Origin of the sequence: Terasakiella sp. SH-1 (assembly GCF_004564135.1) — a bacterium.
Taxonomy (GTDB): domain Bacteria; phylum Pseudomonadota; class Alphaproteobacteria; order Rhodospirillales; family Terasakiellaceae; genus Terasakiella.
In genome coordinates this window covers 926,888-940,442 of the sequence record NZ_CP038255.1, presented here as the reverse complement: position 1 = coordinate 940,442, position 13,555 = coordinate 926,888, and the positions used below count along the sequence as shown (strand labels likewise).

The following is a 13,555-nucleotide window of genomic DNA, read 5'->3' as shown; positions in this document are numbered from 1 at the left end:
TTCTCACGAAAATTTGGTAAAAATGGTCGTGCCATAACTATCAAGCACCTGATCCGCGGGAGTTTTCTTATGGTTTTCGGTCATTTTAGGTACTTTCCTATACGTCATGTCGTCAAAATATTTTAGCCCATTTTAAGACACGGACCCAATATGTTATACTCTATGCATGACGAATAAAGAGGACATCTTCAAAAAACTGCAAGCCATGCAAACTGATCTTGATGAGTTCGGCATTGCGCGAATTGGTTTGTTTGGGTCTTATGCACGTGGCACGCCGCGCACAGACAGTGATATTGACATGCTGGTCGAGTTCAACCAGACACCGGGGTTAATTCAACTGGCTGAGCTTCATATCAAACTGGAGGAATCCTTTGGGCGACGCGTGGATATTGCCACGTCTGAAATGCTTGCTTCTGATTTAAAAGAAAATGTTCTGGCGGAGGTGATTTTCGATGACAAAACCACAACGTCATGAACGCTGGACCTTTCATCTGGAACAGATGATTACCGCAATTAATAAGATTGAGCGCTATGTTCGCGGTATGAAAAGGAAAGATTTCCTCAGGGATGATCGCACTATGGATGCCGTCATTCGGAACCTGGAGATCATTGGAGAAGCCACCCATCACGTCCCCAATAAAGTGCGCAAACATTACAAGGCTGTCCCCTGGATGGCCCTTCGCCATATGCGCAATTTTATCGCCCATGAATATTTCGATGTGGACCCGCGAATCATCTGGGAGACCGTCGCACGCGACCTTCAAGGGTTAAAAATGTCACTGAAAAGATTAAAAAAAGACGCTGCTGAGTAATTTTCTTCGCATATGCACAAGTTTTTTCAGGCTAATGCGGTTCTCATATTGCTTCGCCCTTTGGTTTGGCATAAAACTTATTGAAATTGCGATCATTCTTCCCAGATCAAGGTTTGGGGTTGAACTCTTGGGCCATAGCGAATGAATATCTATCTACCGATAGCTGAGATTTCCGTAAATATGTTTCTCCTGCTCGGAATGGGTGGGGCTGTGGGTTTTCTATCCGGCATGTTTGGCGTGGGCGGTGGCTTTTTGATGACCCCGCTTTTGATTTTTATCGGTGTTCCTTCCACCGTTGCTGTCGCGACTGAGGCCAATCAGATTGTGGCCTCCAGCGTATCCGGTGTAATCGCCCATACCCGACGAAAAAATGTAGATTTTAAAATGGGCTCCATGCTGCTCATCGGTGGTGTGATTGGCGCACAATTTGGTGCCCGTGTTGGCATGAAAATGCAAGGCGAGCAACTGCGCATCCTTCTGGCCCTGATGGTATTGGCCGTTTGTGTCAAGCTTGGTTTTGACCTGATGGTGACGCCCGATGACCTCTTTAGTCTTGGCATTGGAGGTGGTCACTGATGATACAAACCCTGCGCCTGCTTAGCCTCCTGCTTCCCCTGTTTTTTGCTTCTCCTTCACAGGGGGCTACACCGGATATTTCCAACGAGATTGTTGCGGCCCTTGGTGATCACCTTGTTGCCATTGATACAAGTTTCAGTGGCTCCAAAGTTCTGCTGTTTGGGGCGACAAAAGGCGAAGGCGATGTGGTTGTCATTGTGCGCGGTCCTTCACAAAATGAAGTGGTCCGCAAAAAAGGGCGTGTCATGGGGGTATGGGCCAACAAAGACCAGGTCACATTCAGCGGTGCCCCCGTCTTCTATAATATTGCAACATCGGGTGACCTTGAAGAAATGGTCTCAGGAGAGACATTACAACGCCTAGAGCTAGGGCCAGATTATCTCAACAGCTATCTGGCCCCGCAAAGCAAGCATATCTCAGCAGAGAAAAAAGAAATCTTCTGGGATGCACTGTTGCGTGCCAAAAAACGTCAGGGCCTATACGCCGAAGCCCCAACCAAGGTCAAGTTTCTGGGTAATCGCCTGTTTCGTGCTGACTTTGTCTTTCCAGCCAATATCCCGGTTGGCACCTATCTGGTCTATGTCTATCTGGTTAAGAACAAAGATGTGGTCAGCAGCCAGATTACCCCATTATTTGTCTCCAAAATCGGTGCAGAGGCCGAAATTTTCGATTTTGCCCACCGTCACAGCTTTGCTTACGGCGTGCTGGCGGTCATCATTGCCTTGTTTGCAGGCTGGGTTGCCTCGGTCGCCTTCCGTAAAAAATAACCTTTGGGGCTGAAGTAGCTAAGGGTTAATGTTTAGCCTGTTTATACCATATTTTCAGCTGCTTTAGGAGGTCTGCGTGGTTGCCTCCATTGAAACGCCATTCACACTCCTTGAGAAACCAGTAGAAATGGTCAGTTTTGATACCGTTGAATTTCCGCATATGACGCTTTGCCTGATTCCAAAAGTTCTCAATGCCATTGATGTGATTTTGTTTGTCTGCAAAGAGTTTGGAATGGTTGATGCGGCGGTGATGAAAGTCCGAAACATCCAATGCGTTGTAAGCGCCAAACGTATCGGTATAGACGATACTGTCAGGCTCGACCTTCTCCTGAATAATCGGTAACAGCGTCTCTGTCTTTGCATTGGGAATGATTGCCGTATAGACCTTGCCACCCCGCTTTAAAAGGCCAAACACAGCCACTTTGCCGCCAGCACCACGACCTCGTTTTCCTTTACGGACACCGCCAAAATAACTTTCATCAGCTTCAATCTCGCCTTGCAAACGATAGCTCGGCAACTTGCTGGCAATCAATTGGCGAAGCCGCATGAAGAAGCGGATCGATGTGTTCGCTTGGACACCTACAATTTCAGCAGTCGCACGAGCCGTGCTGCCTGCGACAAAATGCTCAATCAACTTGCTTTGCTGACGTAAAGTCAGACGACTTTTTCGGATGTACATCGTAGCCATTATAGAACCTCTTTCAGTCCTTAGCTACTTCAGCCCCAAATATTATTACGCGCAGTATAATTCATTCAACCTTCGCCAACACCCAGAAAGAAGGAGAATGCAGCAAAACTATAGTGACATTTCATTAGCTTTTATTTTTACCGTAGATACTGTTCACCATCTCTTCATTGATAACTGGAGCGGTCCAGTCCTCTGTAGTCTGACCTTGTTTTCACCATTATCATAGAGATAAACCGCCTTGGCTGTCCGTCCATGAAAACTCTCCTTGGTGAAACGGAACTCAAACCAGCTATCACCTGAAGTCACTTTGCACCTGCCATCAGCCCAGATGGTAATATCGCTGATAAGGGCCAGCACCCGTTTTCTGATTACCTGTCTTGCCTCATCCCCAAAGAGTGCATCAGTTGCCTGTATGTAAGTTGCCACAAGCTCTTGTGCGTTCACCATTTGCCCTTCTTCTCGCACAATTACCTGCTCCTCAGTCGAGGATACACTAGCCAATAAAGCTTTAAGGCGCGTCTCTTCCTTTCTGGCATCTTCAATCTCGTTGGATATGTCCTCAAGCTGGTCATACAATGCGTCAATATTTGGGGCTCTTTGAATAGCTCCAGCAAGTTTCTCAGAAGTCACCTGAAGGTCTATAAGCTGTCCCTGCACTTTATCCAGCTTTGAGCGCGTTTCCGTGTCATCTTTTGAGACTTCAGTGCCTCAACCCCTTCAGGATAAAGGGCTCTAAGAAGTCATATTTATGGGCCTTATTCTTACACCGCTTTTCTTTTTCCAGTCCGGTTACAGCATCAGCGCAACCGAGATAGCGATACATTACCCGTTTCTTATTGTAGACATGATCAAACCTCATTGGGCTACCGCACTCACCACAGAAGGCAATTCCTGTAAACAGGTTCGGGACGAGACCAAGCCTACCGTTCTTATGGGTGCCACGATTTACCCGGTTTCTTTTCTTCGCGGCTTGCACCTTAAGCCATGTATCCGTGTCAATCACTTGGGGATAGTACCCCTCGATTTCCCGACCATCTTCGGTGATATGTGTCCCAATTGGTGTTTTCTGGCTTGCTAAAATATTGACGTAAGACTGAGACCAACCTTTTCCTGTTGGACCTTTGCAGCCTTCCTTATTCATCTGCTGTGCAATGCGCCTTGAGCCGATGCCGGAAAGATACAAATCAAATATCTTTCTTAGTTCTGCAACCCTGTCCTCGAGAATAATCAAATCATCCTCACCCTTTTCGAACCAGAAAGGAACATGGGGTGTCTTATGAGCTGCTTTATCTTTCTGCCTCTTGAGAGAAGCTTTCTTGATACGCTCTCCTTTGATTGCACTTTCTTCATGGGCACGAGCCATAACAGCCATGGCAACAATCAGTTTGGTCCAGTCATCCCCCTTCTTATAAACCTGCCTGTCAGATAGTGTGTGGATTTCGACACCCGCACTTCTGAGCATCATGAATAAAGGCATGGCATCATCAACAGGAAGTCGACTGATCCTGTCCAAGCTTTCCACAATCAAAGCCGATGGGGTGGATATGCGCCCAACCTCTACATCTGCAAGGAACTTCCCAAGTTCATGCTTCTGGTTGTTTCCCTTAAAGCCGGACACACCCAAGTCTTTATAGTCACTGACAAGCTCCAGTCCTTGCTCTTCGCAGTATGCCTTTGCAGCCGCCTGCTGGCGCTATAAGGAGGAGCCTTTACCTTGTATGGCAGTGGAGTATCGAATATAACTATACGCTTTCATAACCTATCCATTTCTTTAGGAGATTAAGACAATGACCGATGTTCCGCTAAGCGTAAATGAATATTTCGACGGTAAAGTAAAATCCATCGCCTTTCAGGGTGAAAAACTGCCTGCAACCGTTGGCGTAATGGCTCCTGGTGAATATGAATTTGGCACCAGCCAACACGAAACTATGTCTGTCATCAGCGGTGCGCTGACAGTTAAGTTACCGGGTGCGGACGAGTTTGTAACTTTCAATTCCGGCCAAAGCTTCGAAGTGGAAGCCAATACAAAATTCCAGCTGAAAGTAAAACAGGATACAGCGTATCTTTGTACCTATGCTTAATTGGGTTGATCGCCGCTAAAAGATTCTCAATCCAGTTGAGAATGACGACCTAACACAAAAAGCCCGCATCAATTGACCTGATGCGGGCTTTTTGTTAAGGGCTGAGTCTGCTTATTTCGCAGCCTCGTGGATGGCTTTGATGTTTTCAGCATAATCCCCACCAAAAACAGCAGAACCGGCAACCACCACATTGGCCCCGGCATCCACAACCGATTTAATCGTGGCCGGGTTTACCCCGCCATCAACCTGAATATCAATGTCGCGATCCCCGATCATATCTTTCAGGCGTTTGATCTTTTCTAACTGTGACGGAATAAATTTCTGCCCGCCAAAGCCGGGATTGACCGACATGACCAAAATCATGTCAATTTCATCCAGCACATATTTCACAGCATTGACAGGTGTCGCTGGATTTAAAGAGACCCCGGCCGTTTTGCCCAAATCCTTGATCATCTGAACAGAACGATGCAGGTGCTTATCTGCTTCGGCATGGACCGTGATGATATCGGCCCCAGCATCGGCATATTCCTTTAAATATTCTTGGGCTGGATCAATCATCAGATGCACATCAAAGGGCTTGTCCGTGTAAGACCGAATGGCCTTGATAACACAAGGGCCAAAGGTCAGGTTCGGAACAAAGTGACCATCCATTACATCAATATGAATCCAGTCCGCTCCTGCTTTATCAACGGCGACAACCTCTTCACCCAATTTGGCAAAGTCAGCAGAAAGAATGGAAGGGGCGATTTTAAGCATATGTCTATTCCTAAAAAAAATGTCGCCCTCATAACAAATAAGGGCGACATGCTTTTTTCAATTAACCCAGAACCGGATCAAGCGAACCGCTTTCATAACGGCTTGCCATATCGTTCAGGTTAATGGCCTTGATCTTGGAACCTTGACCAGCGCAGTTAAACATTTCATAGCGCTGAACACATTCTTTTTCCATGGCTGCAATCGCAGGCTTAAGATAGTGACGCGGATCAAACGCACTTGGATCTTCCTGCATGGCTTTGCGGATTGCACCCGTGATCGCCATACGGTTATCTGTGTCGATGTTGACCTTGCGTACACCATTTTTGATGCCCACAACGATTTCTTCCAGCGGCACACCATACGTCTGCTTCATTTCCCCACCATATTCATTGATGATGTCTTGCAGTTCTTGTGGTACAGAAGAAGAGCCATGCATCACCAAATGCGTGTTCGGCAGCTTCTTGTGGATTTCTTTCACCACATCCATCGCCAGAATTTCACCATCGGGTTTACGAGTAAATTTATAGGCACCGTGGCTTGTCCCCATCGCAATTGCCAGCGCATCCACCTTGGTTTTAGAGACAAAATCAACCGCCTGATCCGGATCAGTCAGCAGCTTGTCTTTATCAAGCTTACCTTCAAAACCGTGGCCGTCTTCTTTTTCGCCTTCACCTGTTTCCAGTGAGCCCAGAACACCCAGCTCCCCTTCAACAGACACACCGATCAGGTGCGCAGCCTTGACCACTTCGGCAGTTGTATCCACGTTATAGTCATAAGAAGCTGGTGTCTTGCCATCGGCTTCCAGGGAACCGTCCATCATCACAGAAGAAAAACCGTTTGCCATAGCAGACATACAGGTGCGCAGCTCGTTACCGTGATCAAGGTGCATACAAACCGGAACGTCCGGATACATTTCAACAGCCGCCTGAATCAAGTGCTTCAGCACCACATCATTGGCATATTTACGCGCACCGCGTGATGCCTGCATAATGACCGGAGAGTCGGTTTTGGACGCTGCGGCCATAATCGCCAGCATCTGCTCCATATTATTGATGTTGAACGCCGGAAGGCCGTAGTCGTTTTCTGCAGCATGATCAAGAAGCTGACGCATGGAAACGAGTGCCATAGGATTTCCTCCAATTCGAATCTTAAATCTTATAAAAAGTTTGAGGCGGCCCACATTGGGACCGCCTCTTTATTCAAGTCTTAAACTCTGTCTTTAACCGCTTTGACGGCAGCTTCGGCAGTGATACCGAAATGCTCATACAGTTCACCTGCCGGGGCAGAGGCACCAAAGCCTGTCATACCGATAAAGGCACCGTTGGCCCCGATATAACGATCCCAGCCCATTTGCAGGCCGGCTTCGATTGCCACGCGCACACCGTCACCCAATGTGTCACGCTTGTAGTTATCGTCCTGTTGTTCAAACAGTTCCCAACACGGCATAGACACAACAGCTGTCGGCACGCCATCAGCTTGCAAAGCTTCGCGTGCATTCATCGCGATTTCAACTTCTGAACCTGTGGCAATCAAGGTTGCTTTGCGCGGACCATCGGCTTGGGCCAACACATATGCACCACGGGCAGATTTATTTTCTTCAGAATATTCAGTGCGAACCGCTGGCAGACCTTGACGTGACAGGGCCAGAACAGACGGCGTTTTTTCCGCTTGCAGGGCCAGCATCCAGCATTCCAGAGTTTCCACCGCATCAGCGGGGCGGAACACATTGGTGTTCGGCATCGCGCGCAAGGACGCAACCGTTTCAACAGGCTGATGCGTCGGGCCATCTTCACCCAGACCGATGGAGTCGTGGGTCAAAACATAAACAACACGCTGTTCCATCAGCGCAGACAAACGCATGGCCGCACGCATGTAATCAGCAAAAACAAGGAACGTACCGCCATAAGGAACAAACCCGCCATGAAGGGCAATCCCGTTCATGAAAGCCGCCATCCCGAATTCACGGATACCATAGTGCAGATAGTTCCCGGAGAAATCGTCCGGTGTAATTGAGGTCTGACTTGTTGCCTTGGTCAGGTTGGAGCCTGTCAGGTCAGCAGAACCACCGACCATTTCCGGGATCACTTCACACAATGCATTCAAGGCCATTTGTGAAGACTGACGTGTGGCTTTTTTAGGCGCGTCTTCGCACAGTTGCTTTTTATAATCGTTAGCCGCAACCATCCAGTTTTCCGGCAGACCGCCATCATTGGTGCGCACAAATGTTTCCTGTGCATCCAAATCCAGTTCGTTAAAGCGCTCTTGCCAAGCTTCGCGTGCAGTTGCACCACGACCACCCGCCGTGCGCCATGCCTCCAGAATATCAGCTGGAATTTCAAACGGGGCAGCATCCCACCCCAGTTGCTCACGCATGTTGGCGATTTCTTCATCACCCAGTGGGGCACCGTGGGTTTTATGTGAGCCTTCAAGGCTCGGGGCGCCTTTACCGATTTTAGTTTTACAAGCAATCAAAGACGGTTTGTTGCTTTCCTTGGCATGATCAATCGCCAATGCAATGGCATCCGGGTCATGACCGTCAATGGCTTGTGTGTGCCAGCCAGAAGCTTCAAAACGTTTGAGCTGATCATCAGAGGCTGCAACATCAAGTTTACCGTCAATGGTGATCTCGTTATCATCCCAGAAAACGATCAGCTTGTTCAGCCCCATGTGACCTGCTGTGGAGATCGCTTCATGGGAGATGCCTTCCATTAGGCAACCATCACCGGCAATGACATATGTATAGTGATTAACCACATCGTCACCGAAACGGGCATTTTGCATTTTTTCAGCAATTGCCATACCGACAGCAGTTGTAATGCCTTGGCCCAGTGGGCCCGTTGTGGTTTCAATCCCTGTGGCGTGACCATATTCAGGATGACCTGCCGTAATCGCACCCATTTGGCGGAAGTTACGCACCTGTTCAATGGTCATGTCTTCATAACCTGTCAGATACAGGTAGGAATACATCAACATGGAGCCATGACCAGCCGACAGCACAAAGCGGTCACGATCCGCCCATTTTGGCTGTTTGGGATCAAAATTCATATATTTGGAGAACAAAACAGTGGCAACATCTGCCATGCCCATGGGCATACCGGGGTGGCCGGATTTGGCTTTTTGAACGGCATCAGCGGAGAGAAAACGAATGGCGTTCGCCATATCCTTGTGCGAGGTCATCGTACTTGCGATCCTTTTATTAAAAAAGTCCCTAAAATGGTGGGCGCACCCTACCTGAGAGTCCTTTTTTAAGCAAGAGGATTACGTGGATAAGATCGTTTTTAGGATTCAGCCGGATCGCAAACACCAGCCAGTGTTGCGTAACTGTCTAATCTTTCATAGATGCTGCTGAGCTTCGTACATAAGTCCTCATACTCCAGCGCAATTTCATCATCTGTTTTATTGTTGGCTGTCAGGACTTCGTTGCGCAAAATCATGAAATGTTTTCTACGCAACTTTTCCAATTCTTTCAAATGGGGCTTGGGGATCATGACCCCAGATTCCATTGTCCGACGTACCAGTTTTTGTATCAGGTCGACCCACCAATATGTCTTATGCTTCAACGCATCACGGCGGGCGCGTTCCAGATGGCCTGCGGCACGGACCTGTTCTTTTTTCACCTCGTCAGGGGTCTTCAAATCCATGATACGCGCAATATGGGTCAAGGCGCTGCGACATTCATTATCGACACCTTGAATATCAGCCTCTTCGACAGAATAGACCTCACAAAGTTCCTGGTCTAATTTTGCGTAATGACCGACGAGGATTTCCTCAATGGCATCAAAATGATAAGGTTCCATGGTTTTTCGCCGATATTCAGGCAGACTTGGCGCGCTGCCCGGAAAGGCCGAGGACAGCCAGAGCAGTGGTCGCCGCATTCAGCGTGCGATCCGTCTTCTTTTTACTGCACACCTCGCCCCCCGGAATTTTAATATTTCCGCGAACGATGGATTTATCAACTGGAATATAGCCTTCTTTTTTCGCGGCTTTGGCCAGTTTTCTTGTTTGTGCTTCGAATTCTGTTTTTTTTGTCATTCTTCTGGATGTCTCAACATCATTACGGTCTGGCATTTACGCCCCCTCACCCGAGAAATACCATGTACCCGCTTCCAGAAATTCCTGTCTCTAACCAACTGAGCTAAGGGGTCGCCCCCTACAATGGAATCGCCTTAAAAACGGTGAACATGGAGAGCTATTATAAAATGCTAATGGCGTTTGTCCACAACTAAAACCATTCTTTTAATCTTATTCTACGATGCTTCGTTTTCTTCTTGCTTGTCATATTCCACAAAAACATCCCATAATCCGATGCCATATTTTTCCATATAATGGCTTTCAATCTGGCTGCATCTTTTAACAATTTCCCGATAGGCATCGCATAATTTTTCTGCATCAAAAGGTGTAGCATCATCTTCCCATGCATTATAAATTGCATTCGCCCTTTTGTTAAAATCACCAATCAGAGTTGCCATTTCCATCGCAGTCGTATCTTCCAACAAATCACCCTTCACCCAAGGAGAGCAGAGGCTCAGACGGTCAAGAAATGATGCGAGGAAATCACGCAAACACTGCAATCGGGCAAGGTTCAAATGAAAGACAGCCTTGTCATATTTAGGGGCAACATCAGCCACATCATTGGCAACCTGAATTTCATACAAAGAACGCAGACAAACCAACAGGTCATCTTGCACGGTAATAGAAGGAAACATGCCAACATAAGTGGAAATCAGCGCATAATCTTTCGCAAATTCCTTATGCTTTACAAGCACCTCTTCAATATGTTGCTCTTTTGCTTCTTTCAAGCCCATCTGACAGCCCTTTTTAGTTGCGCACAGGGATGTACAACACTTTGACAGAAATGTGAATACGGAATATGTCATGAGCCGGAGTAAATACGGATTAATTTACTAAAATTTATTCTTTAGCGGATTACAACAGATGAAGTCTTCCTTGCTTCGACCTCTAAACATAAGAAATTAAAAAAATGGCCTTTGAACTCCTAAAATTAGAAGCGAGTGATCGCACCCCAAAAAAAGCCCCTCTCCTCTTCATTCATGGCTCTTTTTGTTCCGCCCCCATTTGGCGTCATCGTTTCATGCCGTTTTTTGCAGATCACGGCCATGACTGTTACGCCGTCTCCCTAAGCGGGCACGGACCACAAGCCAATGAATGGACATTACACCTGCTAGGTCTGAGCGATTACGTCAATGATGTGATCAAGGCTGTTGATGAAATTGGCGAACCACCGATCCTGATCGGTCATTCCCTTGGCGGCATGGTTGTCCAGAAATACATTGAAAAACATGACTGTCGCGGAGCTGTGTTGCTCAGCTCTCTCCCCCCAAGTGGGGCGATGAGTTCCATCATGCATATGGTAACGGGTTCACCAGACCTTTATTGGTCTCTTAATCAGGTGATGATGTTTGGCCCGGATGCCATGAGTTTTCATATGCTTAAGCGCCTGCTGGTGTCTGATGATACACACCCGGCCTCACTGGCGGAAGCCCACGGCTTGTTCCAACCAGAATCCCTGCGCGCTATCAATGAAGTTGCCCTGTTTGATGTACCGCGCAAACGGGCCAAAGATGACATTCCCATTGCCGTCATCGGTGGGGATGCCGATGTTATGATCCCGGTTTCCGCCTTTAAGGAAACTGCTAAATTCCATGAGGCTGATCTGGAGATCATCCCCGGTGTCCCCCACGCGGTCATGTTGGACAAACGCTGGAAAATGGTGGCTGAACGCATCCGCGCGTGGTTGTTGCGAAGCCTATGAGCGTACAAAAACGCTGGTTTGTCTATGTTCTGCTCAATCAGAAAAATGAGGCTTATACAGGGGTGACTTACGACACCACCCCTGAGCGCCGCCTTGAAGAACATAACGGTCAACGTCCCGGCGGGGCCAAATACACCCGTGCACGCAGGCCGTGGAAACTGGTCTATGCAGAAAGTGGCTTCCTAAATCGTAGCGAAGCACAAAGCCGGGAAGCCGCCATTAAAAAAGATCGAAAATTTAAAGCAGCCTTAAAAAACTAAGAACGCCCCAACAAACGGCCATATTCAATTTTCGGGCAACGGTCCATCACGACCTTAAGCCCAGCCCCCCTTGCTCGTTCCGCCGCTTCTTCATGGCAAATTCCAAGCTGCATCCAGATGACTGCAATCGACTTGTCATCTTTTAACGCAACGGCTTCCTCGCTGATTTTTGCAGCCGCCTCAGCATTTCGGAAAATATCGACCATCTGATAGTCAAACGGAATATCAGCCAGCGAGCCATAAACCGTTTCACCCAGAATGTCCTGTCCGGCCAACCCCGGGTTGACAGGCACCACGCGATAGCCCTGTGCCTGTAAATAGCGCATCACAGAATAACTCGGACGTTCTTCTTTGGCAGAAGCCCCGACCATGGCGATGACTTGCACATCTTTAAGAATTGTTGTGAGATATTCATCACCATAGGCCAGTTCCATCATAATCTTAGCGCCCTTTCCATTCCGGCATGGGCTGTTTGGCAATAAAGGCATCCACGCCTGCCTGTGCATCTTCTGTCAACATATTGCATGTCATGGTATCGGCTGCCATGTCATAAGCCGCTTCTTTCGCCGCTTCCAATTGCTTGTAGAATAACTGCTTGCCAAAGGCGATGGAAATTGCCGGCTTGGATGCAATCTTGTTTGCCATTTCCGCCACAGCCTTGTCCAATTGATCTGCGGGCACCACCTTGTTGATCAAACCATATTGAAGGGCGGTTTGCGCATCAATGAAATCGCCCGTCACCAGCATTTCAAAGGCTTGCTTGGTCGGCATATTACGGGTCAAGGCCACCATCGGGGTGGAACAGAACAGGCCGACATTAATACCCGATGTGGCAAAACGTGCCTCTTCCACTGCGATTGCCAAATCACACGTTGCGACCAGCTGGCACCCGGCGGCTGTGGCAATTCCATGAATACGGGCAATAACCGGCTGCGGAATGGAGGTAATCTTCATCATGACTTCTGAACATTTGCCAAATAAAGCCTGCATCGCAATACGTGTGGTTTCTTCGCGCATTTCTTTCAAATCATGACCTGCACAAAAGGCTTTCCCCTCACCTGCCAAGACCACACACCGCACGGATTTATCTTCGCCCACACGGGTGAGCTCCTCCAGCAATGCCTCCAGAACGGCCATGGAAAGAGCGTTGAATTTTTTCGGACGATTTAATGTAAGGGTTGCAACCCCATTTTCATCACAACGTGTTACCAGCTGTTCTGTTTGAGCTTCTGTCATCGCAGTCATTATATTGTAAACTCCCTGTTTGATTGGCTTGCAACACCATATATAAAATTGACGTTTACGTAAACGTCATATACGATCTTTATCAAAGTATACAAAATTAAAAGAGAGACAGGTATGGCAAAAATCACAAAAACGGATTTCGATCATATTATCGCAACAGAACTCCCCTGGGCGAAAGACATTGCCATGACGACCGATGTCATTGGGGACGGGGAAGCAACCTTGCGCCTGCCTTTTAACGACAATATGTTGCGCCCCGGTGGAACCGTTTCCGGCCCCACCATGATGGCCTTGGCCGATGCCTGTATGTATGCCGTCGTACTTTCCGCCATTGGCAAGGTCAAGCTGGCTGTCACCACCAATTTTAATATCAATTTCATGCATCGCCCAGCCCCCGGTGATCTCATGGCTGAAGGACGCATTCTGAAACTGGGCAAACGCCTGTGTGTCATGGAAGTTACCTTGCATTCTGATGGTCATGACGAACCCGTTGCCCATGCCACAGGCACCTATTCCATCCCGCCACGTGAAATATGAATCACCTTGTAACCATAGCGCGAAATTTGCTACATTTAAACTTGTAACAAGGATGATGCG

18 protein-coding genes and 1 pseudogene are annotated in these 13,555 nt (G+C 47.9%); 8 read left to right on the top strand and 11 right to left on the bottom strand.

Annotated elements, in window-relative coordinates; genetic code table 11:
* Window positions 1–166 precede the first annotated feature (166 nt).
* From E4K71_RS04310 to E4K71_RS04295, 4 genes and pseudogenes are all read left to right on the top strand, one after another.
* Window positions 167–475, top strand: coding sequence for a nucleotidyltransferase family protein (locus E4K71_RS04310; protein ID WP_135077077.1), 309 nt, complete (start codon window positions 167–169; stop codon window positions 473–475).
* Complete coding sequence (locus E4K71_RS04305; RefSeq protein ID WP_135077074.1) at window positions 453–812, top strand: DUF86 domain-containing protein; 360 nt, start codon at window positions 453–455, stop codon at window positions 810–812. Before E4K71_RS04310 ends, E4K71_RS04305 begins: the two co-directional genes overlap by 23 nt.
* Window positions 813–953: 141 nt before the next feature.
* Window positions 954–1,379: pseudogene (locus tag E4K71_RS04300) on the top strand (sulfite exporter TauE/SafE family protein); the annotation flags it as partial.
* 8 nt (window positions 1,380–1,387) lie between these two features.
* On the top strand, window positions 1,388–2,155 hold the full coding sequence (locus tag E4K71_RS04295) for a TIGR02186 family protein (protein ID WP_135077068.1): 768 nt from the start codon (window positions 1,388–1,390) through the stop codon (window positions 2,153–2,155).
* Window positions 2,156–2,180: 25 nt separating this feature from the next.
* Here the strand turns inward: E4K71_RS04295 and E4K71_RS04290 are convergent, their stop codons facing one another.
* From E4K71_RS04290 to E4K71_RS04280, 3 genes are all read right to left on the bottom strand, one after another.
* Window positions 2,181–2,834, bottom strand: coding sequence for an IS1595 family transposase (locus tag E4K71_RS04290; protein ID WP_135081979.1), 654 nt, complete (start codon window positions 2,832–2,834; stop codon window positions 2,181–2,183).
* A 162-nt stretch (window positions 2,835–2,996) separates the two neighbouring features.
* Window positions 2,997–3,500 (bottom strand): hypothetical protein, encoded by a 504-nt coding sequence (locus E4K71_RS04285; RefSeq protein ID WP_135077065.1) that lies wholly within the window; start codon window positions 3,498–3,500, stop codon window positions 2,997–2,999.
* 43 nt (window positions 3,501–3,543) lie between these two features.
* The gene (locus E4K71_RS04280; RefSeq protein WP_240796906.1) at window positions 3,544–4,494 is read right to left on the bottom strand and encodes a recombinase family protein; all 951 of its coding nucleotides are present in this window, start codon (window positions 4,492–4,494) and stop codon (window positions 3,544–3,546) included.
* Between the two features lie 136 nt (window positions 4,495–4,630).
* On the opposite strand from E4K71_RS04280, the gene E4K71_RS04275 reads away from it, so the two are divergent.
* The gene (locus E4K71_RS04275) at window positions 4,631–4,924 is read left to right on the top strand and encodes a pyrimidine/purine nucleoside phosphorylase (protein WP_135077060.1); all 294 of its coding nucleotides are present in this window, start codon (window positions 4,631–4,633) and stop codon (window positions 4,922–4,924) included.
* Window positions 4,925–5,035: 111 nt separating this feature from the next.
* On the opposite strand, the gene rpe is transcribed toward E4K71_RS04275, so the two are convergent.
* From rpe to E4K71_RS04245, 6 genes are all read right to left on the bottom strand, one after another.
* The gene (rpe, locus tag E4K71_RS04270) at window positions 5,036–5,680 is read right to left on the bottom strand and encodes a ribulose-phosphate 3-epimerase (RefSeq protein ID WP_135077058.1); all 645 of its coding nucleotides are present in this window, start codon (window positions 5,678–5,680) and stop codon (window positions 5,036–5,038) included.
* A 61-nt stretch (window positions 5,681–5,741) separates the two neighbouring features.
* Complete coding sequence (fba, locus tag E4K71_RS04265) at window positions 5,742–6,806, bottom strand: class II fructose-bisphosphate aldolase (protein ID WP_135077055.1); 1,065 nt, start codon at window positions 6,804–6,806, stop codon at window positions 5,742–5,744.
* Window positions 6,807–6,886: 80 nt separating this feature from the next.
* Window positions 6,887–8,857: a transketolase gene (gene tkt, locus E4K71_RS04260; protein WP_135077052.1), complete on the bottom strand. Its 1,971-nt coding sequence runs from the start codon at window positions 8,855–8,857 to the stop codon at window positions 6,887–6,889.
* A 101-nt stretch (window positions 8,858–8,958) separates the two neighbouring features.
* Window positions 8,959–9,477, bottom strand: coding sequence for a hypothetical protein (locus tag E4K71_RS04255; protein ID WP_135077049.1), 519 nt, complete (start codon window positions 9,475–9,477; stop codon window positions 8,959–8,961).
* 16 nt (window positions 9,478–9,493) lie between these two features.
* A complete protein-coding gene (locus E4K71_RS04250; protein ID WP_135077046.1) occupies window positions 9,494–9,748 on the bottom strand; it encodes a hypothetical protein in 255 nt (84 codons plus the stop codon).
* Between the two features lie 179 nt (window positions 9,749–9,927).
* Window positions 9,928–10,485 carry a hypothetical protein gene (locus E4K71_RS04245; protein WP_135077043.1) on the bottom strand — a complete coding sequence of 186 codons (558 nt, stop codon included), beginning with the start codon at window positions 10,483–10,485 and terminating at the stop codon, window positions 9,928–9,930.
* A gap of 176 nt (window positions 10,486–10,661) precedes the next feature.
* Between E4K71_RS04245 and E4K71_RS04240 the strand changes: the two genes are divergently transcribed.
* Window positions 10,662–11,453 (top strand): alpha/beta hydrolase, encoded by a 792-nt coding sequence (locus E4K71_RS04240; protein WP_135077040.1) that lies wholly within the window; start codon window positions 10,662–10,664, stop codon window positions 11,451–11,453.
* Window positions 11,450–11,713 (top strand): GIY-YIG nuclease family protein, encoded by a 264-nt coding sequence (locus E4K71_RS04235; RefSeq protein WP_135077037.1) that lies wholly within the window; start codon window positions 11,450–11,452, stop codon window positions 11,711–11,713. The genes E4K71_RS04240 and E4K71_RS04235 overlap by 4 nt, the downstream gene beginning before the upstream one ends.
* Here E4K71_RS04235 and E4K71_RS04230 read toward each other — a convergent pair.
* Both E4K71_RS04230 and E4K71_RS04225 read right to left on the bottom strand, forming a co-directional pair.
* The gene (locus E4K71_RS04230) at window positions 11,710–12,150 is read right to left on the bottom strand and encodes a CoA-binding protein (RefSeq protein WP_240796872.1); all 441 of its coding nucleotides are present in this window, start codon (window positions 12,148–12,150) and stop codon (window positions 11,710–11,712) included. The genes E4K71_RS04235 and E4K71_RS04230 overlap by 4 nt on opposite strands.
* A 4-nt stretch (window positions 12,151–12,154) precedes the next feature.
* Complete coding sequence (locus E4K71_RS04225; protein ID WP_135077034.1) at window positions 12,155–12,958, bottom strand: enoyl-CoA hydratase; 804 nt, start codon at window positions 12,956–12,958, stop codon at window positions 12,155–12,157.
* 114 nt (window positions 12,959–13,072) lie between these two features.
* On the opposite strand from E4K71_RS04225, the gene E4K71_RS04220 reads away from it, so the two are divergent.
* Window positions 13,073–13,495: a PaaI family thioesterase gene (locus E4K71_RS04220; RefSeq protein ID WP_135077031.1), complete on the top strand. Its 423-nt coding sequence runs from the start codon at window positions 13,073–13,075 to the stop codon at window positions 13,493–13,495.
* Window positions 13,496–13,555 lie beyond the last annotated feature (60 nt).